General features: G+C 65.6%; 24 protein-coding genes. 5 read left to right on the forward strand and 19 right to left on the reverse strand.

Going from position 1 to position 24,159, the window contains the following annotated elements:
* Positions 1–13 precede the first annotated feature (13 nt).
* On the forward strand, positions 14–457 hold the full coding sequence (locus ACK41U_RS01245) for a tripartite tricarboxylate transporter TctB family protein (RefSeq protein WP_409674715.1): 444 nt from the start codon (positions 14–16) through the stop codon (positions 455–457).
* Between the two features lie 28 nt (positions 458–485).
* Positions 486–1,970, forward strand: coding sequence for a tripartite tricarboxylate transporter permease (locus ACK41U_RS01250; protein ID WP_409674717.1), 1,485 nt, complete (start codon positions 486–488; stop codon positions 1,968–1,970).
* 13 nt (positions 1,971–1,983) lie between these two features.
* Here ACK41U_RS01250 and ACK41U_RS01255 read toward each other — a convergent pair whose 3' ends face one another.
* Both ACK41U_RS01255 and ACK41U_RS01260 read right to left on the reverse strand, forming a co-directional pair.
* Entirely contained in the window at positions 1,984–2,586 is a 603-nt protein-coding gene (locus ACK41U_RS01255; protein ID WP_409674720.1) for an SMP-30/gluconolactonase/LRE family protein, read from the reverse strand.
* Complete coding sequence (locus tag ACK41U_RS01260) at positions 2,549–3,049, reverse strand: hypothetical protein (RefSeq protein ID WP_409674723.1); 501 nt, start codon at positions 3,047–3,049, stop codon at positions 2,549–2,551. The genes ACK41U_RS01255 and ACK41U_RS01260 overlap by 38 nt, the downstream gene beginning before the upstream one ends.
* 426 nt (positions 3,050–3,475) lie before the next feature.
* Between ACK41U_RS01260 and ACK41U_RS01265 the strand changes: the two genes are divergently transcribed.
* From ACK41U_RS01265 to ACK41U_RS01275, 3 genes are all read left to right on the forward strand, one after another.
* Positions 3,476–4,915 carry a DUF6880 family protein gene (locus tag ACK41U_RS01265; RefSeq protein ID WP_409674726.1) on the forward strand — a complete coding sequence of 480 codons (1,440 nt, stop codon included), beginning with the start codon at positions 3,476–3,478 and terminating at the stop codon, positions 4,913–4,915.
* Between the two features lie 226 nt (positions 4,916–5,141).
* Positions 5,142–6,197: a peptidoglycan-binding protein gene (locus tag ACK41U_RS01270; RefSeq protein WP_409674729.1), complete on the forward strand. Its 1,056-nt coding sequence runs from the start codon at positions 5,142–5,144 to the stop codon at positions 6,195–6,197.
* A 441-nt stretch (positions 6,198–6,638) separates the two neighbouring features.
* Complete coding sequence (locus tag ACK41U_RS01275; RefSeq protein WP_409674732.1) at positions 6,639–7,691, forward strand: DUF475 domain-containing protein; 1,053 nt, start codon at positions 6,639–6,641, stop codon at positions 7,689–7,691.
* Positions 7,692–7,989: 298 nt separating this feature from the next.
* Here the strand turns inward: ACK41U_RS01275 and ACK41U_RS01280 are convergent, their stop codons facing one another.
* The 17 genes from ACK41U_RS01280 to ACK41U_RS01360 all read right to left on the reverse strand — a co-directional run bounded on the left by ACK41U_RS01280 (position 7,990) and on the right by ACK41U_RS01360 (position 23,950).
* A complete protein-coding gene (locus tag ACK41U_RS01280; RefSeq protein ID WP_409674735.1) occupies positions 7,990–8,487 on the reverse strand; it encodes a RidA family protein in 498 nt (165 codons plus the stop codon).
* Positions 8,488–8,508: 21 nt separating this feature from the next.
* A complete protein-coding gene (locus ACK41U_RS01285; RefSeq protein WP_409674738.1) occupies positions 8,509–8,925 on the reverse strand; it encodes a c-type cytochrome in 417 nt (138 codons plus the stop codon).
* A 10-nt stretch (positions 8,926–8,935) separates the two neighbouring features.
* Positions 8,936–10,519 (reverse strand): NAD(P)/FAD-dependent oxidoreductase, encoded by a 1,584-nt coding sequence (locus tag ACK41U_RS01290; RefSeq protein WP_409674741.1) that lies wholly within the window; start codon positions 10,517–10,519, stop codon positions 8,936–8,938.
* Positions 10,520–10,731: 212 nt separating this feature from the next.
* Positions 10,732–11,079, reverse strand: a complete 348-nt coding sequence (locus tag ACK41U_RS01295) for a nitrile hydratase accessory protein (RefSeq protein ID WP_409674744.1) — start codon at positions 11,077–11,079, stop codon at positions 10,732–10,734.
* Positions 11,076–11,744, reverse strand: coding sequence for a nitrile hydratase subunit beta (gene nthB, locus ACK41U_RS01300; protein ID WP_409674746.1), 669 nt, complete (start codon positions 11,742–11,744; stop codon positions 11,076–11,078). The genes ACK41U_RS01295 and nthB overlap by 4 nt, the downstream gene beginning before the upstream one ends.
* Positions 11,741–12,400 carry a nitrile hydratase subunit alpha gene (nthA, locus tag ACK41U_RS01305; protein ID WP_409674749.1) on the reverse strand — a complete coding sequence of 220 codons (660 nt, stop codon included), beginning with the start codon at positions 12,398–12,400 and terminating at the stop codon, positions 11,741–11,743. Before nthA ends, nthB begins: the two co-directional genes overlap by 4 nt.
* A gap of 19 nt (positions 12,401–12,419) precedes the next feature.
* Positions 12,420–13,556 carry a Gfo/Idh/MocA family protein gene (locus ACK41U_RS01310; protein WP_409674752.1) on the reverse strand — a complete coding sequence of 379 codons (1,137 nt, stop codon included), beginning with the start codon at positions 13,554–13,556 and terminating at the stop codon, positions 12,420–12,422.
* Positions 13,556–14,617, reverse strand: coding sequence for a sugar phosphate isomerase/epimerase family protein (locus tag ACK41U_RS01315; RefSeq protein ID WP_409674755.1), 1,062 nt, complete (start codon positions 14,615–14,617; stop codon positions 13,556–13,558). Before ACK41U_RS01315 ends, ACK41U_RS01310 begins: the two co-directional genes overlap by 1 nt.
* A gap of 49 nt (positions 14,618–14,666) precedes the next feature.
* The gene (locus ACK41U_RS01320) at positions 14,667–16,019 is read right to left on the reverse strand and encodes a hypothetical protein (protein WP_409674758.1); all 1,353 of its coding nucleotides are present in this window, start codon (positions 16,017–16,019) and stop codon (positions 14,667–14,669) included.
* Between the two features lie 21 nt (positions 16,020–16,040).
* The gene (locus tag ACK41U_RS01325; RefSeq protein WP_409674761.1) at positions 16,041–17,441 is read right to left on the reverse strand and encodes an amidase; all 1,401 of its coding nucleotides are present in this window, start codon (positions 17,439–17,441) and stop codon (positions 16,041–16,043) included.
* A 4-nt stretch (positions 17,442–17,445) separates the two neighbouring features.
* The gene (locus tag ACK41U_RS01330) at positions 17,446–17,661 is read right to left on the reverse strand and encodes a hypothetical protein (RefSeq protein WP_409674763.1); all 216 of its coding nucleotides are present in this window, start codon (positions 17,659–17,661) and stop codon (positions 17,446–17,448) included.
* 55 nt (positions 17,662–17,716) lie between these two features.
* Positions 17,717–18,874, reverse strand: coding sequence for a Gfo/Idh/MocA family protein (locus ACK41U_RS01335; protein WP_409674766.1), 1,158 nt, complete (start codon positions 18,872–18,874; stop codon positions 17,717–17,719).
* Positions 18,875–18,890: 16 nt separating this feature from the next.
* Positions 18,891–19,637 (reverse strand): sugar phosphate isomerase/epimerase family protein, encoded by a 747-nt coding sequence (locus ACK41U_RS01340; RefSeq protein ID WP_409674769.1) that lies wholly within the window; start codon positions 19,635–19,637, stop codon positions 18,891–18,893.
* Between the two features lie 71 nt (positions 19,638–19,708).
* Complete coding sequence (locus ACK41U_RS01345; protein ID WP_409674772.1) at positions 19,709–20,803, reverse strand: ABC transporter ATP-binding protein; 1,095 nt, start codon at positions 20,801–20,803, stop codon at positions 19,709–19,711.
* 12 nt (positions 20,804–20,815) lie between these two features.
* A complete protein-coding gene (locus ACK41U_RS01350) occupies positions 20,816–21,655 on the reverse strand; it encodes a carbohydrate ABC transporter permease (RefSeq protein ID WP_409674873.1) in 840 nt (279 codons plus the stop codon).
* 91 nt (positions 21,656–21,746) lie between these two features.
* On the reverse strand, positions 21,747–22,643 hold the full coding sequence (locus ACK41U_RS01355; RefSeq protein ID WP_409674775.1) for a carbohydrate ABC transporter permease: 897 nt from the start codon (positions 22,641–22,643) through the stop codon (positions 21,747–21,749).
* Positions 22,644–22,711: 68 nt separating this feature from the next.
* Positions 22,712–23,950 carry an ABC transporter substrate-binding protein gene (locus ACK41U_RS01360; protein WP_409674778.1) on the reverse strand — a complete coding sequence of 413 codons (1,239 nt, stop codon included), beginning with the start codon at positions 23,948–23,950 and terminating at the stop codon, positions 22,712–22,714.
* Between the last annotated feature and the right edge of the window lie 209 nt (positions 23,951–24,159).

Consider the following 24,159-nt stretch of genomic DNA (forward strand, 5'->3'; position numbering starts at 1 on the left):
ACGGGGCGACAAGATGCAGCGCGACAGTCACGACATCCTGTGGGGCGGGGTGCTGGCCCTGCTGGGGCTGGCCGTGGCGGGCTATGCCGCGCTGCACTATGATCTGGGCAGCCTGCGCCGGATGGGGCCGGGGTTCTTTCCGGTCGGGCTGGGGCTGGCGCTGGCCGGGCTTGGCACCGCGATTGCCATCCCCGCCTTTGGCCGTCCGGGCCAGTCGCGCCCCTTTGCATGGCCCGAAACCATCGGCATCGTGGCGGCGCTGCTGGTGTTCGGCCTGCTGCTGAACCCGGCTGGGCTTGTCGCCACGACCGCACTGACGGTGCTGATCTCCAGCGCGGTGGCGCCGCGCCGGGGCATCTTGTGGCGGCTGGTGCTGACGGTCGCGGTCACGGCGCTGGTCTGGCTGCTGTTCATTGCCGGGCTGAACATGTCGGTTCCGGTCTGGCCACAGGTCTGACCCCGCAACTGGTGATGGAGCCGCTGAGATGACGACAATGGACGGGCTGGCCCAGGGGCTGACGGTCGCGCTGGACCCCTCGATCCTGATCTACAGCCTGCTGGGCGCGCTGCTGGGCACGGTGGTCGGCGTGCTGCCGGGCATCGGCGCCATGGCCGCGATCACGCTGCTGCTGCCGGTCACCTATTACATCTCGTCGCAGGCGGCGCTGGTGATGCTGGCGGCGGTCTATTACGGCGCGCAATATGGCGGCGCGGTCTCGTCGATCCTGCTGCGCCTGCCGGGCACGCCGCAATCGGCGGTGACGACGCTGGACGGCTATCCGATGGCGCAGCAGGGCCGGGCGGGGGTGGCGCTGTTCGCGGCGATGATCTCGTCCTTTACCGGGGCGATGCTGGGGATCGTGATTCTGGTGCTGCTGTCGGGCTGGCTGGGGCGGCTGGCGACCAGCTTTGGCGCGGCGGAATATGCGGCGATGATGGTGATGGGGCTGGTCGCGGCCTCGACCATCGGCGAGGGGCGGGCGACCAAGGCCCTGGCGATGGTGGTGCTGGGCGTCATTCTGGGCTGCGTGGGAACGGATGTGAATTCCGGGGCGCAGCGCTTTACCTTCGGGCAGATCCAGCTGATGGACGGGATCAATCTGGTCGCGCTGGCCATGGGCCTGTTCGGTCTGGCCGAGGTGATCGGCAATATCCGCAAGGCCGAACGCAGCGGCCCGCCCGCCCGCGTGTCCCTGCGCCAGCTGATCCCGGCGCGCGACGATCTGCGCCGCCTGTTCGCGCCGATCACGCGCGGCACGTTGCTGGGCGGGTTCTTCGGCGCGTTGCCGGGCACCGGCTCGACCATCTCGTCATTCCTCAGCTATGCGCTGGAGCGTCGGGTCGCGCGCCATCCCGAACGCTTCGGCCACGGCGCGATCGAGGGGGTGGCGGGCCCCGAGGCGGCCAACAACTCGGCCTCGATCACCGCCTTCGTGCCGACGCTGACCCTTGGCATTCCCGGCGATCCGATCATGGCGCTGATGCTGGGCGCGCTGGTCATCCACGGCATCCAGCCCGGCCCGATGATGCTGGAGGCCAATCCCGACATGTTCTGGGGCCTCGTGGTCAGCTTTGGCATCGGCAACCTGTTCCTGCTGATCCTGAACCTGCCGCTGATCGGGATCTGGGTGTCGATGCTGCGCATTCCGTTTCGCTGGCTTTATCCCGCCATCATCGTCTTTGTCTGTCTGGGCGTCTATTCGGTGCGCGGATCGACATTTGACATCGTCATGGTCGCGGGCATCGGCGCCATCGGCTATGCGCTGTCGGTGGCGGCGTTCAGCCCGGCCCTGCTGCTGCTGGGCTTCGTGCTGGGCCCGCTGATCGAGACGAACCTGCGGCGCGCCCTGCTGGTCTCGCGCGGGGATCCGATGACCTTTCTGGAACGCCCGGTCGCCTGCGGCTTTGTCATCGCCACGCTGGCACTGCTGGTGCTGCCGCTGCTGAAGATCGCGTTCCGCCGCAGGTGACGGGGCTGATCGGTCAGGTCAGCCTCACAATCCGCGCGCGCATGGCGGCGCTGGAGGCCCTATCCCGCAAATCGGGTTTCGGCCAGACCGGCCACTCCGGGCTCCAGCGCCAGCAGCGATCCGGCAAGGGCTGGCGTGCAAGGGCCTGACCTTCCAGATCCCAGATCGCGCTTGTGACAAAAAGCGTGCGCAGATCGGCGCCCCCGAACATCACGCTGGTGGGCTTTTGCACCGGCAGCATGACCACGCGGTCCACCGTGCCGTCGGGCGCATAGCGCCCCAGACGCCAGCTGTCCCACTGGGCGTTCCACAGAGACCCCTCGCCATCGACCGTGCCGCCATCGGGGTTGCCGGGATCGCCGCCCAGATCGGCGAACAGCCGGAGGTTGGAGATGGCCCCGCTTGGCGCGTCGTAATCATAGACGCGCAACTGCCGCTGCGGCGTGTCGCAGAAATAGAACCGGCTGTCCTCCGGGCTCCATGCCAGCGCGTTCGAGATGCAGATGCCGGTCTCCATCACATGCACCGACAGGTCCGCGTCCAGAGCCCGACGAAATGCGGTGTGCGAAGGGGTCGTGTCACCAGTCCACGATTGTGCCATCCGGCAGAACGGCATGCGCTGCGTGAAGCACCTCGGGCGGGACGGGGTGGCGCCGGGCCTGCATCAGGCGGGCGCAATGGTCGATGGCGCGGGTGGGGGCAAGGATATGCGTATAGGGAACAAAGACGACCTTCAGCGCCATATACCCCTGCGCCACGACCGCGCGGGCGCTGTCGGCCAGCGCCTCGGGGTCCGTCGTCTCATGGACCGCGCGCAGGTCGCCAAGCCCCAGATGGGTATAGACCGGCAGCCGGTCGCGGACTTTCCCGCCCAGCAGACGCCAGACCGGAACGCCAGGCTCTTTGCCCAGAATGTCCCACAGCGCCACCTCGATGGTCGAGATCGCGGTGGCCCCGATCACGCCCATCTTCCAGAAGCCATGCTTGTGCATGCGCCGGATGGCCTGTTCGATATCGCGCGGATCGGTGCCGATCAGAAGCGGTTCAGGATCGGCAATGGCGCCCATGACCGCGCGCATCTTCTATTCCAGCGTGCCCTCGCCCCAGCCATACAGCCCGGGCTGGTCCGTCTCGACCCGCACAAAGATCCAGTTGCGCATCTCGGCATTCACGGCCCGCGCGGTTATCCGGGTGATCTTCACTGGTCGATTCTTCTGAACCGGCATCGTCCGCGCGTCCCGGCGAAGGTTACTATGATGATACGTATCAATCATCAGATCAATTTGTTTTTTGATCGCGTTTCTTGTGGCTTGCGCCCAGGACCCGCTTTTCCCGGACGCTGTCAGATCACGCCTGTGCGCCGCCGCCAAAGACCGTCGTCCGGCTCGCGTCCCGAGGCGCGACAGGCTGAGGGCGCGCCGGGCAGGGCCATATGGCCTTGTTGCGGCATGTCCGGTCGGGCAGTCTCGACGTTGCAGCACCCGGAACGCAGGCCAGACACACGCATGTCCAGAAAGACCCTCAATACGGCAAACCTCGAACAGCTGGGGGCAGAGCGGCTCGCCGCACTGGTCATGGAACTGGTGCAGGGCAGTGCGGCCCTCCAGCGCCGGGCACGGATGGAACTCAGCGCCGCGCAAGGCCCCAGGGATGTGGCCGCCGACATCCGCAAACGGTTCGCTTCGTTGCGGCGGTCGACCAGTTATCTGGACTGGCGCGGGCAAAAGGCGCTGGTGCGCGATCTTGGCGGGCTGCTGGGGATGATCGAGGCCACGATCGCGCCGCAGGATGCCGATGAGGCGTTCGATCTGCTCTGGTCGTGTCTGCAGCTGGCACCGTCGATCCATGCCCGCACCGATGACAGCAACGGCGCGATCGGGGATGTGATGGCGCAGGCCGTGGACATGATCGCGGCCCTGTCGCCCCGGATCTCGGCCGCGCCCGAGGCGCTGGCCGAGCAGATCCTCGATGCTGTCGCGGATGCGGGCTATGGTGAGTTCGACGGCATCGTCCCCGCGCTGGCAGAGGCACTGGGCCATAGCGGGCTTGAGCATCTGAAGCAGATCACCGCGGCATGGGCAGCCGCACCGCCGGGCGCGCAGGAGCTGGCGCAGTATGACGGGATTGGCCTGCGATCCGCCTCGGCCGCTGACAGCGCGCGGCGCAACCGTCGACTGACAGGCTCGGTCATTCTGGCGGATGTGGCCGATGCGCAGGGCGATGTCGACGCCTATATGGCCCGCTATTCCGCCGAGCAGCTGACCTATGGCACCATTGCCCCGGATGTCGCGCGCCGGTTGCTGGATGCCGGTCGCACGGCTGAGGCCTTCGACATCGTCATCCGTGCCCGTGCCGCCGATGCGGGCAATGCGTTCCGGATGTTCCGCTATGATCTTGATGAGGTCTACGAGGAATGCCTGGGGAAACTTGGCAGGCATGACGATCTTGCCCGGCACCTGTGGGACACGTTCAGCCAGACCCTCAGCGCGCGCAGCCTGCGGGCCTACCTGAAAGCACTTCCGGATTTTGACGATATCGAGGCGGAAGAGAAGGCGCTGGATCTGGCCGAGGCGCATCCCCATCTGGGCTGTGCGATCGCTTTCCTCGTGGGCTGGCCCCGACTGGACCGTGCGGCCCGGATGGTCGTGGCGCGGGCGGATGAGCTGGACGGGAATGCTTTTGAAACGCTGTCGGCTGCGGCTGACGCCCTTGACGCCGGCCACCCGCTTGCAGCCACGCTGATGCGGCGGGCGATGATCGGGGATGCCCTGGATGGCGGCAAGTCAAAGCGCTACCGCTATGCCGCGCGTCACCTTGCCGAATGCCGGTCACGCGATCCGGACATCGGCGACTATGGCGATGTTCCCGACCATGAGCAGTTCGTCGCAGCGCTGAGGCAGAAGCACGGGCGGAAATACGGGTTCTGGCAACTGGTCGAGGGATGAGGGATGAGGGATTCAGAGGTTGTTGCGGCGCGGCGACACGCCGATCGACCTGCAGGTGCGCCGGAACCTGCGACTGCGGGCGATCCTTGACCGGGAAACCTCACCTTGCCGTGCCGTTTCACGGGTCAGTCATCCTCGGAACGTGAAACCGGCTGGCGAGATTTGTCTTTATAGTCGGCGTCGGGATTCACATTGTGAACTGGCCACGCGTCAGAAGGAGAAGAGAATGGTGCGACGCTTTTGTTATTCCGCGATCATCGCAGGTGCGATCTTCATTTCCGGGCCTGCGGCGCAGGCCGACCAGAAGCTGGGGGATATCGTTGGCACCATCGCAAGGGGCATCCTGGAGCAGCAACAGGCCGCTCAGGAGCAGGCGCTCTGGGACGGGGTCGTCAGGAACGGATCGGCCGCGGCCTACAGGCAATACCTGGACACCTATCCTCAGGGCCCGAATGCGCGCGACGCGCGGACGCGTCTGTCCCGGCTGGAGGCGGGCGCGGCGGCAGAGACCAGCGCCGCGCAGGCCGAGGCCCGGCTGGGCCTGACGCAGGCCGACCGCGTCGCCATCCAGCGACGGCTTGCGGCGCTTGGCCATTACAATTCGGGCATCGACGGGGTTTTCGGCGCCGGAACCCGGCGTGCGATCACGGCATGGCAGACATCGACGGGGCAGCCGGGCAATGGCTATCTGACTGCCGAACAATCGCGCCTGCTGCGCGGCGCGAACGTGACCACGCCGGTGACACCCACGCCGCCAGTCCCGGCCCCCGCCCCAGTCCCGGTCCCTGCGCCGAACGACCCCGACATCTCGTCCGCGCAGGCCGAGCTGAACCTCGGCCTGACGCGCACGCAGCGGGTACAGATCCAGCGCGATCTCATGGCCCTGGGTTATGACACGAAGGGGGCCGACGGCCTGTTCGGTGCCGGAACCCGCGAGGCCATCCGCGCGTGGCAGCGCAACACCGGCCAGCGGGCCTCGGGCTATGTGACCTCGGCCCAGATCAGCGCCCTGAACGCCGATGCAGCCGCACGCGGCTCGGAGACGACCGGCAGCCGGGCGGCCGCGATTGACGAGGACTTGCTGGGCCTGACCCGCGACGAGCGCGTCAAGATCCAGCAGCGGCTGATCAGTCTGAATTACCTGACCGGACAGGCGGACGGTGTGTTCGGATCATCGACGCGGCGTGCCATCGGACGTTGGCAGGGAGACAATGGCCTGCCGGAAAGCGGCTATCTTACAGCCGAACAGGTCAGGACGCTGCAGGAGCAGGCGCGCATCTAGCGACCGGATGCCCCGATCTTGGGGACCCCCTGAACGGGTAGTTTTCCAGATCACGCCGGGGAAGAACTGGCGCAAGGATTTTCCGGCGCGGCCCGGATCCACTTTCCGAAGTGGTCCGGGCCGTTGCGCGGCATGTCCGCCTGTCATCGCTTCGGGACATGTATCGAATCTGCCTGATTTGCCTTGGTCGTCGAGCGGGCCTGACGTGAGAAGCGTTGCGGTATCGGCTGCTGGGCTGGGGCACAGCCTGCGGGCTTGCTGAACGGCACGAGATCGCACTATATGCGAGCTGCGCCATGGCGCAGTCGAGCGGTGACCGGGCCCCTCTGGCGGAAGTGGCGGCGCTTTCGCGATGTCGGCACCTGTTCTTTATCCAGCCGTCTGGACTCTTTCATAATGACACAAGGAACCTCGTCCCGGGCCGGAGGCAGGCATTCGGATATGCATGGCCGCTCGGTCCTGTCATATCTGAAATGGGCGCTTGTCGTGACCGGCTTTGGCCTTGCGCTTGGTGCGCTTCTGGGTTGGCAGACCACCGGCACCTTCGGCGGAATGCTGTCGATCCTTTTTATATGTGCTGTTCTGGCGGTGCTCGAAATCTCGCTCTCGTTCGACAATGCCATCGTCAATGCCAACAAGCTGAAAGACATGCGGCCCGAATGGCAGCGACGTTTTCTGACCTGGGGTATCCTGATCGCGGTGTTCGGTATGCGCATCGTGTTTCCGTTGCTGATCGTGGTGATCGCCGCCGGGATAGGCCCATGGCAGGCGCTGCTGCTGGCGGCCAGCCAGCCCGAGGAATACGCGCGGATCATGCATGATGCCCATCTGCCCATTGCGGCCTTTGGCGGGACCTTCCTGATGATGGTGGGGCTGAGCTTTTTCTTCGACCACGAAAAGGATGTTCACTGGGTTGGCTGGATCGAACGGCACATGGCGAAATATGCGTCCATCCGCGGTGTCGAGGTGGCTGTCGTGCTGCTGTTCGTCCTTGGCTTTTCGCACCTGCTGGAGGGGGCCGAGCGAACGGTCTTCTTTGGTGCGGCCATCTGGGGATTGATGACCTTTCTTCTGGTCGAGGTCCTTGGCGGGCTGCTGGACAGTTCGCAAGAGATGTTGCACGGCGCCGCGCGGGGCGGTCTGGGCGCCTTTCTTTATCTTGAGGTGCTGGACGCCTCGTTCAGCTTCGATGGCGTGATCGGGGCTTTTGCGCTCAGCCAGAACCTGTTCGTCATCGCCATCGGTCTGGGCATTGGTGCCATGTATGTGCGCTCGATGACGATCATGCTGGTCGAGAACAGCACGCTGTCCGAGTACCGCTATCTTGAGCACGGGGCCTTTTACGCGATCATCGCCTTGTCGGTGGTCATGTTCACCCAATCCCTCGTGCATATTCCCGAGGTGATCACGGGGCTCGGCGGCGCGGTCCTGATCGGGATTTCGCTCTGGTCGTCAATCAGGTGGAACCGAAAGGCAGTCGTTCAACCCGCCTAGAGCCGGATTGGTCGGTGGGGGCAGCGCAGCGGCGTTGCTTCTGCCGGTCGGTCTGACCCGCGATGTCAAACCTTATGGCGGCGGGCTGGCAGCGATTACAGACAAGGCTTTCGGCCCGGACGCAGTTGAGCGGCCATGGAAGAATGGCCCCGCGTCATCATCCGGTTCGGTCTGGCATCAGGTGACACAGGACAGGGACCGCCCTCTGTGCCCCTGCATTCGCGGCGCTCCGCGACGGGCGGGTGCCTGTGGCCCGAGGCGGACCTGCCCGGCGCCTTTTGCGCCGGGCAGGAAAACGTCAGGGCCGGACGGCGGTCACTTCCAGTTCCACAAGCCAGGCGGGGTTCACCAGCGCTTCGACGACCATCGCCGAGCGGACCGGCAGGTTCGGCTGCTCGTCAGTGCCGAAGAACTGGCGATACCCTGCCATGAAGCCGTCGAAATCGACCGCTTCACCTTCCGGTGCCACAAGGAAGGCCTGCATCTTGATGATGTCGCCCACGTCCATGCCCAACGATTCCAGCTGGCTCTGGATGCGGGTCATGACGCTGACCGTCTGCTCTTCGGTATTGCCGAAGGCTTCGAGGCTGCCGGGCTCGGCATCCTCGTTGATCACGGCGGGCACCGTCCCGCTCAGGTAAACGGTCGTCATGCCCGCCGGAACCTCGACCGCCTGCAGGATCGGAAAATCGGAATTGGGGATCGGGTGGCGGGTCAGTTCCTGCGCGGCGGCGGGCAGGGCCAGGGCGGCCAGTGCCAGTGCAGTCGGGGCCAGTGCAGCTAATGTCGTTTTCATGGTCATTCCTTTCGTCATCTCTCAGCGTGCGTCGGCGACGCGGTCGGGGGTGGCAGGATCCTCGGCATAGTCGTTGCCGAACGAGGTGCGGATATAGTTGACCACATCCGCCACCTGCGTGTCGTCCAGAACGCCACCCAGTGGGGGCATGGCCTTGTGACCCTGCAAAATCACATAGATCGCATAGTCCGGCGTCAGCAGGGTTTCGCTCCCGGCCAGCGCAGGATAGGCCCCGGCGCCGGTCGCGCCCTCGCCATCGGGCATGTGGCAAGCGGCACAGATCGCGTCATAGACCTGCTGACCGCCGCTCTGGGTCAGGCGCGAGGGGTTCTCGAACCAGCCCGCGCGATCGGTCATCGACACCTGCCCCGCCTCCTGGGCGATGGCGGGCAGCGTCAGGGCGGCGAAGGCGGCCGTCAGGAGTGTCAAACGGTTCATCATGGCCTCCTCAGGCTTCGGTGACGGTGGCATGCAGGCGTTCGACGGCGTCCAGCGCCGACAGGATCGCGCCCTCCATCCAGGCCGGCAGGTAAGAGATGTGCTCGCCCGCCATCAGCGTGCGGCCATCCATCACGGTCGCGTCCATGTAATCGGCCTCGCGGTCCTTCCAGATGCCATAGCAGCCCAGCACCCATGGCACGCGATGCCAGGCGACCGTGACGCCGGACAGGAATTCGTCGCGGTACTGCGGATGGATCTGGCTACCATAGTCCAGCACCGCCTCGATCCTGTCAGCCGGCGGCAGCGCGTTGAACTGATAGGACGTGGCGCCCCAGCTGTAGGCCGCCAGCAGCACGCCCGGCCCGTCGCTGAAATAGTCCGACGACGGATAGGAGATCAGCGAGATCGGCAGGTTCGTATAGCTGATCCCGCCATAGATATGCTCGTCCTGCTCCCAGAAGCGGCGCTTGAACTCCAGCCCGCATTTGAAGGACGAGGCATAGTACATGCTGTCGATGATGCCCGACATGCGCCCCGAGAAATCATGGTCGATCTGGCCCAGGATCGAGAACGGGATGGTGCAGATGCAGTAATCCGCCGTCTCGGTCTGTTCCTCGCCACCGCCCGAGGGGATCCATGTCGCGGTGACGGTGTCGCCCTCGTGGCGGATGCGGGTGACCTTGGCGCCGAAGGTGATCAGATCGCCGGTCTCGCGCTGGAAGGCCTGCGCGATCTGGTCCATGCCGCCGACCGGCTGGAAGATCGTCGATTGCATGTGCAGGTTGTCGCCCGCCGTCAGGTTGCGCCACAGGTTCGACTGCAGGATCACCGACAGCGGATGCACCTCGGAGGGTTCCGGCTTGCCGGTGGTGCCGCCGCCCTCGGGCACGGCCCATCCGCGGAAGGCCGAGGACGCCTCGCCCGTGGTGTATTCCATGTCGTCATTCAGCGCGCCGTACCGCTTCAGCGCGTCCATCAGCAGTTTCGCGTCGCCCTCGGTCACGTCGGCGTCCAGCGCCTGCTGATCGACGACCTTGGCCAGCAGTTCGGCAACATGGCCCCGGAAGTCGGTCGAGATTTCCTTGAACCGCTGCGGCTGACCGTCAAAGGCGTCGGAATTGTGCAGATAGGCGTTGTAATTGACCTGGATGAACGGCTCCAGCTTGACGCCGAACCGCTTGCAATAATCCAGAACCGCATAGTGATCCGACGGAATGCGCCACGGACCGGGGTTGAGGTAGTTGCCTTCGGCAAAGGTCACGTCCTGCGTCTCGCCGCCCAGTTCGGTATAGCTGTCGCCTCCCCGCAGGGTCCAGCAGCGGCCACCGGCTTTTTCCCGGAACTCCAGCACCTTGACCTGATAGCCGGCGGCGCGCAGCTCATAGGCTGCGGTCATGCCCGCAAGCCCCGCCCCCAGGATCAGGACCCGTGTGCCCTGCACATCGCCTTGCAGATCCAGCCGCCCCGCAAACCCTGACGTCTGTGCAAGCCCCATCGTGCTCATGGCGCTGTACATGGCACCGGCACCGGCCACGGCCCCGATCATCGACAACAGCGAGCGGCGCGAGATCCCCTGAGAATTGAATGTCATGTCTGTCCCTTCGGTCTTGTCAGCCGAGATCGCGTGAACTCAGGCTGTGTCGGCCAAGGAATTGAGGGATCAAGCGGGAAGGTAAATCGCCAGCGGGATGCAGATTGTGCAAAAAAATGTACTGCGGGGTTTATGTGCATCTGCCCGGGCGCCAAGCGGACCGGACAGGCAGTTTCTGGTCGAGGACCCGCAGACTGCGCGACCCTGATGGATCATTCGGGAAAGTCCTGCGCCGTCAGTTCGACCGGGTGGCCATGCGGCGTGCGCGCCGCGGCATGTTCCCAGGCGTGACGCGCGCGGTGCAGCTGGGTGGCATCCGTCAATCCCTTGCGCGCCAGCAGGGTTTCCAGCGCGGTCAGCCATTGGGTGAAATACACATCCGCCAGATCGGTTTCGCCGGGGCGGCTGTGGATCTGGGCCGAGAATGTCTCGGTCCATTCGGGCCATGCAAAGGCCCCCTGCTCGTGCAGGCGCACGGTCATGGCAAAGGCCTTGGCCTGCCAGGGTTCGGCAAAATGCGGCTGCGGCAGGGTGTCAAAGATGTCACGCGCGAGGGTCATTCGGCGGCCTCCGGTTCAAGATAGGGGTCCCAGCAGTCAACGATGACGGCGCTGCCGGGCTCGGCGTCGCGCCCCCACAGATCGCGCCCGTCAAACCGCACGGCATACAGCCATTGCGGGTCGTCGCCCTTGCCGATGGCACTGCTGTCGGGAAAGACATGCGCGCCATAGGCCGCGACCACCACGCCGGGCTTGTCGCGCGCATAGCGGGGCAGCCGTGTATGGGTTGGCGGGTTCATCCGCACCGTGCGGACCCGGTCACCGGGCGAAAAGCGCGCAGGCCGGTCACAGGGCCGCATCGACGAGGCGCCCGTTGCATAGGCGCGATCCACCCCGGCACGCGTCAGCCGGTCTTTGACCGGGCGGGCCGGATCGACCATCTGCCCGGCCACAAGATCCGCCGGTGTGACAAGGCCGTGGTCCTGATACATCCGCTCGGCCCGCACCAGCCAGCGGTCGAAATAATCCAGTGTTTCGTACGTCGAGGGCGGCAGGCTTTCCATCGCCATGCGCGACGAGTCGATGTTCCACAGGCCCGCCGCGCCCATGGCCTGCACGATCGCAAACAGCCGCGCCTCACCGGGGCGGTGAAAGACGGGCTCATCCGCTGCCGGGCGCAGCGGGCCATAGCCGTGCATCCCGCCCAGATCATGCGGGCCGTTCATGTCAGCCCCCCGGAGGCGCGATCCGCAGACGACAGGTCTTCGGGCGACAGATCTTCGGGCGACAGGGCAAGCCCGGCGCCGATCATGCTGTCACGGGTCACCAGCCGCGCCAGTTCCGCCTCGGACCAGCCGTCGGTTCCGGCAGGCCGCATCGGCAGCACCATATAGCGCATCTCGGAGGTGGAATCCCAAACCTGAACCTGCGTGTCCTCGGGCAGGGTCACGCCGAAATCGGCCAGAACGGCGCGCGGCTCGCTGACCGAGCGGGCGCGGTATGCGCGCGATTTATACCATGCCGGCGGCAGGCCCAGCACCGGCCATGGATAGCACGAACACAGGGTGCAGACGATCATGTTGTGGGTCCGGGGGGTATTGGCGCAGACCATGATATGTTCACCCTGCCGCCCGGTATAGCCAAGGGACGCAATGGCCGCGGTGCTGTCGCGCATCAGCCATTCGTGAAAGTCGGGATCGGCCCAGGCTTTCGCCACCACCGCCGCGCCGTTGCGCGGCCCGATCTCGGTCTCGAACAACTCGACGATGCGGTCCAGCGCGGCGGTCTCGACATAGCCCTTTTCGGTCAGGATGGTTTCCAGCGCGCGGATGCGCAGCTCGAAATCGGACAGTTCGGAATGATCGTGGGGGTGGTCGTGCATGACGGGCTCCTTGACCGGTTCACTGTGAGATATGGGTGGCGATGCGGTCCGCAAGCGAGACCCAGGCCGCGTCCCGGCGCGAGGATTCGACGGCGGCCGCCACAAAGGCCACGCCGTCACGGCCCTCTGCGACCAGCGGCAGGTGAGGGGCGGCGCCGCCCCGGATCAGCGCGGCGGCATCGGCATAGACCGACGCGAAAGCCTCGATATAGCCCTCGGGATGGCCTGCGGGAACGCGTGTGGGCTGGGTTGCGCCCGGACCGCCACGGGTGATGAGGCGGGTCGCCTCGCCCGTCGGCGTATGGCGCAGCGTGTTGGCGTCGTCCTGGCACCAGTCCAGCCCGCCATCTTCCCCGAAGATGCGGATGCGGACCGAATTTGCAAAGCCCGGCGCCACCTGACTGCACCACAGCATCCCGCGCGCGCCCCCTTCAAAGCGCAGCAGGATATGGCCGTTGTCGTCCAGCACCCGGCCCGGCACGCAGGCGGCCAGATCGGCGGCAAGGCGTTCGACCCGCAACCCGCTGACGAATTGCGCCAGATGAAAGGCATGGGTGCCGATGTCGCCCACGGCGCCGCCCAGCCCGGCCCGCACCGGATCGGCCCGCCATTCGGCCTGTTTCGAGCCCTGCGTCTCGACCGGCGTGGTCAGCCAGTCCTGCGCATATTCGACCTGCACCAGCCGGATCCGGCCAAGCGCGCCATCCGCCACCATCTGCCGGGCCTGCCGCACCATCGGATAGCCCGAATAGGTATAGGTCACGACGAAATGCGCGCGTGCCGCCTGCGCCTCGGCGGTCAGGGCAAGGGCCTCGTCCAGCGTCGCGGTCAGCGGCTTGTCGCAGATGACATGGATGCCGCGCGCCAGAAAGGCGCGGGCGGCGGGGGCGTGCAGGTGGTTGGGCGTGACGATCGCCACGGCCTCGACCCCATCGGGGCGGGCGGCCTCGGCCCCGGCCATGGCGACGAAATCCGTATAGCAGCGGGCCGGGTCCAGCCCCAGTCCGGCACCGCTGGCCACCGCGCGGGCCGGGTCCGACGACAGGGCGCCCGCGACCAGAACATATTGCCCGTCAAGCCGCGCGGCCATGCGGTGGACCGCGCCGATAAAGGCGCCCTGTCCGCCACCGATCATTCCAAGGCGGATCGGCGTCATCACCCGGCCTCCAGCCCCAGCATCCGCCGGTTGGCGGAGCGGTCGGTGCCTGCCCCGGCAAAGTCGTCGAACGCGCGGTCGGTGACGCGGATGATGTGATCGCGCACGAACGAGGCGCCCTCGCGTGCGCCGTCCTCGGGGTGCTTCAGGCAGCATTCCCATTCCACCACGGCCCAGCCCGCAAAATCATACTGCGCCAGTTTGGCGAAAATCGCGCCGAAATCCACCTGCCCGTCACCGGGGCTGCGGAACCGGCCCGCCCGGTCGGCCCAGGGCTGATAGCCGCCATAGACGCCCTGACGCCCGGTCGGATTGAACTCGGCATCCTTGACGTGGAACATGCGGATGCGGTCGTGATAGATGTCGATATGCGCCAGATAGTCCAGTTGCTGAAGCACGTAATGCGACGGATCGAACAGCATGCAGGCCCGCGCATGGCCGCCGACACGGTCCAGAAACATCTCATAGCTGCTGCCGTCATGCAGATCCTCGCCCGGATGAATCTCGTAGCAGAGATCAATACCGCAATCTTCAGCATGGTTCAGGATCGGCAGCCAGCGGCGGGCAAGCGCGTCAAACGCCTCTTCGACCAGCCCGGCAGGGCGTTGCGGCCAAGGGTAAAGATAGGGCCAGGCCAGCGCGCCCGAAAATGTGGCCATCGCCGTCAGACCCAGCCTGCGCGAGGCCGACAGCGCCAGTCTGACCTGTTCTGCCGCCCATTCGGCCCGCGCGGCGGGTCTGCCGCGCAGGGCTTGCGGCGCGAAGCCGTCAAACAGCGTGTCATAGGCGGGATGCACCGCGACCAGTTGCCCTTGCAGGTGGGTCGACAGCTCGGTCAGGGTGACGCCCGCCTCGGCCAGCCTGCCCCTGACCTCATCGCAATAGCTGTCCGAGGTCGCGGCGCGCGCCAGATCCAGAAAGCGCAGGTCATGCGTGGGCAGTTGCACGCCCTGATAGCCGCAACCGGCGGCCCAGCCCGCGATGCCGGGCAGGGTGTCGAAGGGCGCCTGATCGCCCATGAACTGGGCCAGAAACAGGCCGGGGCCTTGCAGGGTTTTCATTCACGTTCCTTTCGCATCGCCCATTTGGGGCGGGTCTCTTTCGGGGCGGTCAGGCCAGCCCCGAGGCGTAGAATGCGCAGTAGAGGCCGACCATGATCGCCCCCAGCAGCAGCATGAAATGCAGATTGCGGCCAAAGACGACCTGCCGCAGCGACAGCCCGAAATTCGACGTGGCCAGCACCGTCAGCATCGACGAGGCCGACAGCATCGCGCCGCCCGCCCAGCCAAACAGCAGCAGGGTCACGATGGCCAGATCGCCGGGCTGATCGCCCAGACCGGAATGGATGGCCACGACCACGGCCCCCGTCACCGTCGCGTGAAAGCCCAGCAGCGAGCACAGCAGGACCAGCACGGTCAGCACCGCAAACACGGCGGGCGGCGACTGCCCGGCCAGCCCCAGATGGGCCAGCCCCCAGACAAAGGCCGGGTTCTGGCTGACCACGATGCCCATGCTCACCGAACTGGCCAGCAGCAGAATTTCGCCGCCAAGCGCGCCGCTTTCGATCCGGCCCACCCGTGCCAGCCCGCGCAGCCGTCCCGCCCGCAGACCTGCCGGGGCGGGCAGCGCCAGCAGCGCAATGACACACAGGACGGGCATGACAAGGCAGACCAGCGACAGGCTGTTCATCCCGGTCATGGCGTTCAGAGCCACCAGAATGGCGGCGGGCAGGATCACGGGCAGCAGAACCTTGCGCGCGATCGAGGTGATCTGCGCCAGATCGCCCCGCTCCATCCGCAGGCATGTCAGCGCAAGCCCCAGAAGGCTCAGCCCCATGCCGGTCAGCATCGGTTGCCACAGCGGCATCTGCGGGAAATGCGCCCCGGCAAACCCCATGCCAACCGTGAACGGGGTCCACAGGAACGACAGGCTGATGCCACGAACCGCCAGAAGCCCGCCCTCGCGGCGCAGAACCGGCTCGTGCACGCCGCGATACATCGGGATCGCGGCCGCCATGGCGCCGACCGCCATCAGCGCGCCCAGAATATGCGAGACCACGAGGATGGCCTGATTGCGGCTGGCCGCCGAGGCCACCGCGATCTGGTCGATCACGCGTGTCAGACCCGGCAGGATGTCGAACAGCCCGCGCACCAGCCCGATTGTCGGCAGGAAGGCCATGAAGATCAGCACAAAGCCCAGCCCGTCCAGCACCGATGACAGCGGCGCGCCGCTGGCCAGCGCCAGAACCATGACGACCGAGCAGACCACCGCGACGCGTCGCGCCAGACTGCGCGCCTGATACAGCGTCAGGGCGATATAGGGCAGCAGCAACAGGCTTGCGACGAGGCGCAGCCCGTCGACAGGCCAGAGAAAGTGCTGCAGGTTCTGCGCCCAGAGCAGCATGCCCAGCAGTTGCGCCGCCCGGTGCCGGGCGGGATGAGGCGCGTCGTCGGTTGGGGCCATGACCTTGCCGTCGTCCGTCGCTCAGGCCGCCGCGCGCGCCGAAGCGGTCCAGTGGGCCAGCCGCTCCAGATCGGGGCGATGCGCGGGCCAGCCGGTCGCCCTCTCATACCCGGCCGCGACCGAATAGAGCGACGCCTCATCGCCATGCCGTCCGATCAGCTGCATCGACAGGGGCAGCCGATCTTGCGCGGACAGCCCGGCCATGACCGCCAGTACGGGATGGCCCGTCATGTTGAAGGCGCGGCGGGCCTGCCGGGGAAAGGTGAAATCGACATCCTGCTGATCGTCCAGACGCGAGGCCGGGTCCATCGCATTGGCGCAGATGAGCACATCGAACGGCGCAAGAACCTGGTCCAGCAGGCGGCGGATCGCCATGCGCTGGCGCTGCGCCTGAAGATAGTCGGTGGCGCCAAGGAACATCCCGGCCATCAGCCGCTCGCGCGTGATCTGGCCGTAATCGCCGGGGCGCGTCTGAAGCCACTGCTGATGCACCGTCGCCGCCTCGGAATACATGATCGTGCCCAGAACCGCGTCCAGCACCCGCAGCGGCATGAAGCGCACCTCGGTCACCTCTGCCCCCTCGGCGCGCATCACTGCCACGGCGGCGTCCAATGCGTCGGTGAAATCCGGATGCGCGATGTGATCCTCGGTGTGGAAATGGCGGATATAGCCGATGCGGCGGCCCCGCAGGGGCTGGTTCAGCGCGGCGGTATAGCGGCCCGGTGCCGCGGTCAGACCCTCCAGCATCAGGGCATTGTCGCGCACGGTCCGCGTCATCGGCCCGATATGGTCCAGCGTGGGGGCCAGCGGAAAGACGCCCTCGACCGGCACAAGGCCAAAGGTCGGCTTCAGCCCCACAAGACCGCAGGTCGCGGCGGGGTTGCGGATCGACCCGCCGGTGTCCGAGCCAAGCGCGGCAGGCATCATCCGCCCGGCCACCGCCGCCCCGGACCCCGAGGATGAGCCTCCGGTAAACCGCTCGCGGTCCCAGGGATTGCGGGCGGGCGGATAGGGCAGATCGAAGCTGGGTCCGCCAAGCGCGAATTCAAGTGTCGCCAGCTTGCCCATCGGCAGCGCGCCCGCCGCGCGCAGGTTCGCCACACAGGCGGCATCCGCCCCGGCGGGACGATCGGGGGCGATGCGCGAATGGCAGGTGGTCACGCTGCCCGCCACATCAATGATGTCCTTGGCACCAAAGGGGATGCCATGCAGCGCCGAGCGCGGGCCGCGGGCCGCGATCTCGGCCGTGGCCCGCCGGGCGCCGTCGCGCAGCGCGTCCCGGTCCAGCGAAACAAAGGCATCCAGTGCCGGGCCAACCCGCGCGACATGGTCGAGAAGGCCATCGACATAGTCCAGCGGCGACAGCGCCTTGCGTGCGATCAGGTCCGAGGCCTCGGCGATGGTCAGGTCGGTCAGGGACATTGTGCTATTCCTTTTCTGCGCAGGCGCCCGCATGGGCAAAGACCTCGTCGGCGCCAAAGGGCCACGCGATCACCATCGGGTCAGAGGGGGCGGTCAGGGTGGCGCGATAGCCGCGCGCGGTCGCAAGGCCAAAGGCGACATCGGCGGGAAAGGCCGCAGCGGTGGCGACAAGACCGGCACGCGCAATCAGAAGACGGTCTTCGGGGGAAAATTCGGTCATGGTGCTGATCCTTGCATCGGGGTTGCCCCGCCCGTCCGGCGGGGCCATGCCTGCATCATTCGGCGGCGACCGCCGCGTGGCCCAGCAGCGCCTCTGCCGCCTCCGGGGGCAGGGCGGCGGGGCGGTCGCAGGTGGTGGTCATCTGGATGAACCGCCCTTCTTCGCCCGAGGTCAGGGTCGCATTCAGCACCTCGACCACGTGCAGCGCGAATTCCAGCGAACAGCGATGGGGGCGGTTGCCCACGATCGCCGCCGCCATGTCGGCCAGACCGGCGGTTCTGTAGTCGGCCACCTCGCGTCCGTTGCGCAAGGTCCGGTTGGTGCCGGCAAACGGGTGGTTCCCGACGGGCAGGGCCGTGATCACGCCGTCCCGGCCCGCGATTTCGGGCTGGTCGCCGAAGAAGTTGGGATCGGGCACAAACAGCGCGCCTTCGGTACCGTAAAGCTGCATGTTGGTCTGCTTGCTGGCAAAGACATCCCAGCTGGTCATCAGGGTGATGGTCGCGCCCGAACGGAACTCCAGCAGCGCCTGAATATTGGTCGGTGTCCTGACCGGGATCTCTTGTCCCCGGCGCGGCTCGGAGGCGATGACGCGCGTGTCGCGGCCCTTGTTGGCCAGCGCGGCCACGCGGCGGACCGGTCCCAGCAGCTGCACGAGGTTGGCCACGTAATAGGGGCCCATATCCAGCATCGGCCCGCCGCCGGGCAGAAAGAAGAAATCGGGGTTCGGATGCCAGCCTTCCATGCCGGGGCTGAGAAAACAGGCGGTGCCCGCCGTGATCTGCCCCACGCGCCCCGCATCCAGCGCCGCGCGGACCGCCTGATGAGAGCCTCCCATCCATGTGTCGGGGGCCGATCCCACGCGCAGGCCGGTGGCCGCCGACAGGGCCAGCAGCTCGTTGCCCTCATCCAGTGTCAGGACCGCGGGCTTTTCCGAATAGGCGTGCTTGCCCGCCTGCAGAATGCGTTTCGTCACCGCGAAATGCGCCGAGGGGATGGTGAGGTTCAGCACCAGTGAGATGTCGTCTGCCGCCAGCAGCTCGTCCACCGTCAGGGCGCGGATGCCGGGATATTCGGCGGCACGGGTGCGCGCCGCCTCCATATTGATGTCTGCCACCGCCCGGATGTCCAGCGCCGCAAAGCGGGGGGCCTGGGTGAGGTAGCTGGTCGAGATATTGCCGCATCCGATGATGCCGACGCCGATCCTGGTCATATTCGTCTTCCTTTGGTCAGAATGCGCGGGCGTTGGCGATCGCCCTGGCGGCAAAGCGGCTGTGGTCAGAGGGCTGGTCATGCTCGGCCACAAACACCGTCGCTGCCGTGTCAGCGCGGATCGCCGCGATGATCTGGTCCCAGCCCATTGTGCCGGTGCCGAAATCGGCCCAGCCCCCCTCGTCGGTCTTCTCACCCTCGGGGGCGAGGTCTTTCAGATGCACGGCGACGATGCGGCGGCCCAGCTTGCGGATCTGGGCCACCGGGTCCAGACCGGCCCGCACGACCCATGCCACATCCAGCTCGACCTTCAGCGAAGGGGCCGCCGCAAGCAGGATGTCCATCGGCAATTCGCCTGTCGGCAGGGGCGCGTATTCAAAGGCATGGTTGTGCCAGCCGACCAGCAGCCCCGCCTCGATCAGCGGTCCTGCCGCGGCTTCCAGCCGCTGGCCAAGGGTGGTCCAGCCCGCCGCATCAAGGGGCCGGGCATCCGGGCCGATGAATGGCACGAACACCATCGACGTGCCCAATGTCCGGCAGATGCCGATGACGCGGGCCGGGTCATCCTCGACCATATCGAGGGCGAAATGGCCCGAGGGCATGGTCAGGCCCGCATCGTCCAGCGCGGCCTTCAGCGCAGGCAGATCGGCATAAAGCCCGCCATATCCCTCGGCCTGCGTATAGCCCAGATCCGCGATCATGCGGGTCGTGTCCGCCAGCGGCCAGTTGCGCGAGCTGAAAAGCTGATAGGAGAATTCAGTCATAGGTCCATCCTTCTTCCGCAGCGCGGAAGTCAATTTGCCAGTCTGTGCCGGTGTCCGTTGGTGTCGGGGCGTCAGAGGCGGGCTTCGGTTGTCTTGTCGAAAAGCGAGGCGGTGGCGGGGTTGATCCCCAGCGCAAGCCGGTCGCCGGGCGCAATCCGGGCGCGACCATCCAGCCGGATGCGGACCGGGGTTCCCGACAGGCTGGTCCAGACGACGGTGTCGGCGCCCATCTTCTCGACCAGATCGGCGGTGACCTCGACGGTGAAGGGGGCCGGATCATTGCCGGTCACCACATGTTCGGGGCGAAAGCCGAACCAGACCTCGCCATCGGCCAGATCGCCGCCGACGGTCTGGTATCCGGTCAGGGGAATGCGGTTTTCGCCGTGAACGAAGATGCCGCTTTCGATCCGGCCCGCCAGAAAGTTCATCGAGGGCGAGCCCACGAAATCCGCCACGTATTTGTTGACCGGGCGGCTGTAGATCTCATCGGGGGTATCAAGCTGCAGGATCACGCCGTCCTTCATGATCGCGATGCGGTCGGCCAGCGTCATCGCCTCGATCTGGTCATGGGTCACGTAGATCATCGTGTTTTTCAGCCGCTGATGCAGCTGCTTCAGCTCGACCCGCAGATCGACCCGCAGTTTGGCGTCCAGATTGGACAGCGGCTCGTCGAACAGGAACACATCCACATCGCGCACCAGCGCCCTGCCAATGGCCACGCGCTGGCGCTGGCCGCCCGACAGCGCTGCGGGCTTGCGCTCCAGCAGGGGGCCGATCTGGAGGATGTCGGCGGCCTTGGCCACGCGACGCTCGATCTCGGGTTTGGGAACCTTGGCGTTCTTCAGGCCGAACGACAGGTTTCCGCGCACCGACATCTGCGGATAAAGGGCGTAGGACTGAAACACCATGCCGATGCCGCGCTGCGAGGGTTCGGCCCATGTCACGTTGCGCCCGCCGATAAAGATCTGCCCGCCGGTGATGTCGAGCAGGCCGGCGATGCAGTTCAGCAGCGTGGATTTGCCGCAACCCGAGGCCCCCAGCAGCACGATGAATTCGCCCTGCCGGATGTCGAGGTTCAGCTGCCTGAGGATATTGTGAGTGCCATAGGTCAGCTCCAGATCGCGGATGGCGACCGAGGCTTCGGGCAGAGTGGTCTGCATGTTCATGGAATGCCTTTCTTAGCCCTTGACCGCGCCCGCAGCGATGCCGCGCACGAAGAGCCTGCCAGAGAAGAAGTAGATCGCCAGAGGAACAAGGCCGCTGAGCACCGTCGCCGCCATGTTGACGTTGTATTCCTTGACGCCCTGAAACGAGTTGACGATGTTGTTCAGCTGGACCGTCATCGGGTAGGTGTCGGGTCGCGCAAAGACCATGCCAAAGAGGAAGTCGTTCCAGACACCTGTGGTCTGGATGATCAGCGACACGACAAAGATGGGCAGCGACATCGGCAGCATGATGCGCAGAAAGATGGCCCAGAACCCCGCGCCATCCACCCGCGCCGCGTTGAACAGATCCGCCGGGATGCTGGCAAAGTAGTTGCGGAACAGCAGTGTGTTGATCGGCATGCCAAAGATGGTGTGCACCAGCACCAGCCCCCCGATCGAACCGTAAAGCCCCAGTTCGCGCAGCAGGACCACCAGCGGGTAGAGCATGACCTGATAGGGGATGAAGGCACCCAGAAGCAGGATGTTGAAGAAGATCTCGGACCCGCGAAACCGCCACATCGACAGCAGGTAACCCGTGACCGACGCCACGGCCACCGAGGCCAGAACCGATGGCACAAGGATCCTGACCGAATTGCCAAAGCCCGCCGAAAGCCCGTCGCACCGGATTCCGGTGCAGGCCTCGGCCCATGCCTTGACCCAGGGCTCGAACGTGATCTCGACCGGCGGGGAAAACAGGTTGCCGAGACGGATCTCGGACATGTCCTTGAGCGAGGTCATCAGCATCACGTAAAGCGGCAGAAGATAGCTGAAGGCGACCAGAACAAGCATGCCGTACAGCACGACCCTGCGCATGCTGAACCATGCCTGCGGACGGGGCCCTGCGGCCGCCGCGGGAAAGCTGCCGCGGTGGCGCGGCTGCGCGTCATGCGGCGAAATGCTGAGATCAGCCACGTTTGTTCCCTCCGTATTGCAGGTAGAAATAGGGGACGATGATGATGGCGACCGAGACCAGCATCCTGGTCGAGGCGGCAAATCCCTGGCCCAGGTTCTGGTTCAGAAACATCGCGTCATAGACATATTTTGCCGGCATCTCTGACGCGGTGCCCGGTCCGCCGGAGGTCATTGCCACCACGAGGTCATAGATCTTGACGACACTGGCCGAGACCAGCACCAGCGCCGTGGCAAAGACACCGCGCATCATCGGAATGATAATGAAAACATAGGTTTTCCAGCGCGGGATCCCGTCGATCGAGGCGGCTTTCCAGATGCTTTCGTCGATCCCGCGCAGCCCCGCCAGCATGATGCACATGATCAGCCCGGTGCCCTGCCACAGCCCCGCAAACAGCATGCCGTACAGCACCTGATCTGCATCATTCAGCGGATCGAACGAAAACCCGGTCCAGCTAAGCCCGCGCACCGAGTTCTGCAGCCCCATCTCGGGGTTCAGGATCCACTGCCAGACAAGCCCTGTGACGATAAACGACAGAGCAAACGGATAGAGCAGGATGGTGCGGAACGTATCCTCGAACCGGATTTTCTGGTCCAGCAGCACCGCCAGAAGAAACCCCAGCGCAATGGTCAGCACCAGCGCCATGGAGCCGTAGATCATGATGTTCTTGACCGAGGCGATCCAGCGGTCGCTGGACCACAACCGTTCATATTGGGCCAGCCCCACGAAATCGGTGTTCGGCAGCAGGCGCGAGCCGGTGAATGAATGCACAACCGTCCAGATCGAGAACCCTGCAAAGACGACCGTGGCCACAAAGATCATCGGCAGGGCCGCGATCTTGGCGCTCAGGTGGTGCAGCAGCCATGACCTGCGCCGTTCGGGTGAATACATGCGCTGTTTTCCTTTCAGGATGAACAAAGGGGTGGCGCGCGCGATGGCATCGGGCAGCGCGGCCCGCCTCAGTCGGCAGCCCGCATGATGTCGACATAGCTTGTCTGCAGATCCGTGGCCGTCATGTCCGACGCGAAGAACTTTGACCCCAGATCGTAAAGCTGGGCGGTCGTGTCGGGCGAGGTGATCCGGGGCTTGTCATACATGATCTTGCCCTCGGCCAGAATTTGCGCCCCCTTCGCCATGCAGTCATTCGAGTCGGGGATCTCGATGTCCTTCAGCAACGGGATCGCGCCTTTTGCCTGCGCGAATTCCAGCTGGGTGGCGGGCAGCAGCAGGGTGCGGGCCAGCGCCTGCTGCGCTTCGGCCCTGGCGTCGCTGCCTTGGGCGGGGAAATAGATCGCGTCGGTGATGACCGAGACTACTTCAGCCAGCCCCGCACCGGGCAGGCAGGTATAGTCCTGGCCCGCAACCAGCCCGGCGATGTTGAACTCGCCGATGGCCCAGTCGCCCATCAGCTGGCCCCCGGCCTCGCCGGTGATCAGCCTGGCGGTGGCCTCGTTCCAGTTCTGCATCGAACTGCCACGAGAGATGTCGCGCGCCGTGACCGCCCGTTCAAAGGCCGGCAGCATGTCGGGACCTGCCAGCAGGTCATAGGCCTTGTCGCCAAAGATCCTGCGATGCATCTCGGCGCCGATCGTGCCGGTCAGCAGCAGGTCGATCACGGCCCATTGTTGCCAGCCCTGATTGCCCACCGCCAGCGGCAGCTTGCCCGCCGCGATCAGTTGCGGGGCGGCGGCGGCCAGTTCGTCAAAGTTTGCGGGCACGGGCAGGCCAATATCGGCAAACGCCTTGTTCGACAGGAACAGCCACTGGAACGAGCTGACGCTCAGTGGGACGCAATAGATCTTGCCATCATGGGTGCAGATGTCGAACGCGTCGGGTGGGTTCACGCTGTCGGTCCAGCCTTCGGCCTCGGCAAGCGCGGTCACATCGGTCATCAGACCCGCCTCGATCAGTTCGTCCGTGGCCCGCCCGGCGGCAAAGACCATGGCGCCCATCGGGTCGCCGCCGATGATCCGTGATACGATCTGTGCCTTGGCCGGGCCCGCGCCGCCACCGATCGCCCCGTCGATCCAGGTATGGCCGGTCAGGTCTTCGAAATTCCTCGCCAGCACGCCGGCAGCGGCGGCCTCGGACCCGCTGGTCCACCAGTGAGAGACCTCGAAATCTTCGGCCCATGCGGGCGCGGCGCCCAGCATCAGGCAGGCGGTCAGGCTGATATGCCGGGGTGTCAGGATGTTCATCTCAGACCTCTCTGTTGTGATTTAAATCGTTTTAAATTGGCTTTTCGTTCTATTACGCAAGCTCTGGTTTCCATGTGCAGGGCTTTTGACGGAAAGCGGCTGATTTTTTTCAGCGAGGGGCGGAACTGGTCGGGAATTATGCAGATCAGGCAGCCTGACACACTGAACTGCTGCTGAATCGGTCGTTTTGAAACTATATCGGGCCGGTT

The sequence above is a fragment of the Paracoccus sp. (in: a-proteobacteria) genome, from assembly GCF_046289755.1.
Classification (GTDB): domain Bacteria; phylum Pseudomonadota; class Alphaproteobacteria; order Rhodobacterales; family Rhodobacteraceae; genus Paracoccus.

Excerpts from the sequence above, each read along its gene's own strand:
- ACK41U_RS01245 (WP_409674715.1), top strand. The coding sequence starts at position 14 with ATGCAGCGCGACAGTCACGACATCCTGTGGGGCGGGGTGCTGGCCCTG.
- ACK41U_RS01250 (WP_409674717.1), top strand. The coding sequence starts at position 486 with ATGACGACAATGGACGGGCTGGCCCAGGGGCTGACGGTCGCGCTGGAC.
- ACK41U_RS01255 (WP_409674720.1), bottom strand. The coding sequence starts at position 2,586 with ATGCCGTTCTGCCGGATGGCACAATCGTGGACTGGTGACACGACCCCT.
- ACK41U_RS01260 (WP_409674723.1), bottom strand. The coding sequence starts at position 3,049 with ATGCGCGCGGTCATGGGCGCCATTGCCGATCCTGAACCGCTTCTGATC.
- ACK41U_RS01265 (WP_409674726.1), top strand. The coding sequence starts at position 3,476 with ATGTCCAGAAAGACCCTCAATACGGCAAACCTCGAACAGCTGGGGGCA.
- ACK41U_RS01270 (WP_409674729.1), top strand. The coding sequence starts at position 5,142 with ATGGTGCGACGCTTTTGTTATTCCGCGATCATCGCAGGTGCGATCTTC.
- ACK41U_RS01275 (WP_409674732.1), top strand. The coding sequence starts at position 6,639 with ATGCATGGCCGCTCGGTCCTGTCATATCTGAAATGGGCGCTTGTCGTG.
- ACK41U_RS01280 (WP_409674735.1), bottom strand. The coding sequence starts at position 8,487 with ATGAAAACGACATTAGCTGCACTGGCCCCGACTGCACTGGCACTGGCC.
- ACK41U_RS01285 (WP_409674738.1), bottom strand. The coding sequence starts at position 8,925 with ATGAACCGTTTGACACTCCTGACGGCCGCCTTCGCCGCCCTGACGCTG.
- ACK41U_RS01290 (WP_409674741.1), bottom strand. The coding sequence starts at position 10,519 with ATGACATTCAATTCTCAGGGGATCTCGCGCCGCTCGCTGTTGTCGATG.
- ACK41U_RS01295 (WP_409674744.1), bottom strand. The coding sequence starts at position 11,079 with ATGACCCTCGCGCGTGACATCTTTGACACCCTGCCGCAGCCGCATTTT.
- nthB (WP_409674746.1), bottom strand. The coding sequence starts at position 11,744 with ATGAACGGCCCGCATGATCTGGGCGGGATGCACGGCTATGGCCCGCTG.
- nthA (WP_409674749.1), bottom strand. The coding sequence starts at position 12,400 with ATGCACGACCACCCCCACGATCATTCCGAACTGTCCGATTTCGAGCTG.
- ACK41U_RS01310 (WP_409674752.1), bottom strand. The coding sequence starts at position 13,556 with ATGACGCCGATCCGCCTTGGAATGATCGGTGGCGGACAGGGCGCCTTT.
- ACK41U_RS01315 (WP_409674755.1), bottom strand. The coding sequence starts at position 14,617 with ATGAAAACCCTGCAAGGCCCCGGCCTGTTTCTGGCCCAGTTCATGGGC.
- ACK41U_RS01320 (WP_409674758.1), bottom strand. The coding sequence starts at position 16,019 with ATGGCCCCAACCGACGACGCGCCTCATCCCGCCCGGCACCGGGCGGCG.
- ACK41U_RS01325 (WP_409674761.1), bottom strand. The coding sequence starts at position 17,441 with ATGTCCCTGACCGACCTGACCATCGCCGAGGCCTCGGACCTGATCGCA.
- ACK41U_RS01330 (WP_409674763.1), bottom strand. The coding sequence starts at position 17,661 with ATGACCGAATTTTCCCCCGAAGACCGTCTTCTGATTGCGCGTGCCGGT.
- ACK41U_RS01335 (WP_409674766.1), bottom strand. The coding sequence starts at position 18,874 with ATGACCAGGATCGGCGTCGGCATCATCGGATGCGGCAATATCTCGACC.
- ACK41U_RS01340 (WP_409674769.1), bottom strand. The coding sequence starts at position 19,637 with ATGACTGAATTCTCCTATCAGCTTTTCAGCTCGCGCAACTGGCCGCTG.
- ACK41U_RS01345 (WP_409674772.1), bottom strand. The coding sequence starts at position 20,803 with ATGAACATGCAGACCACTCTGCCCGAAGCCTCGGTCGCCATCCGCGAT.
- ACK41U_RS01350 (WP_409674873.1), bottom strand. The coding sequence starts at position 21,655 with ATGCGCAGGGTCGTGCTGTACGGCATGCTTGTTCTGGTCGCCTTCAGC.
- ACK41U_RS01355 (WP_409674775.1), bottom strand. The coding sequence starts at position 22,643 with ATGTATTCACCCGAACGGCGCAGGTCATGGCTGCTGCACCACCTGAGC.
- ACK41U_RS01360 (WP_409674778.1), bottom strand. The coding sequence starts at position 23,950 with ATGAACATCCTGACACCCCGGCATATCAGCCTGACCGCCTGCCTGATG.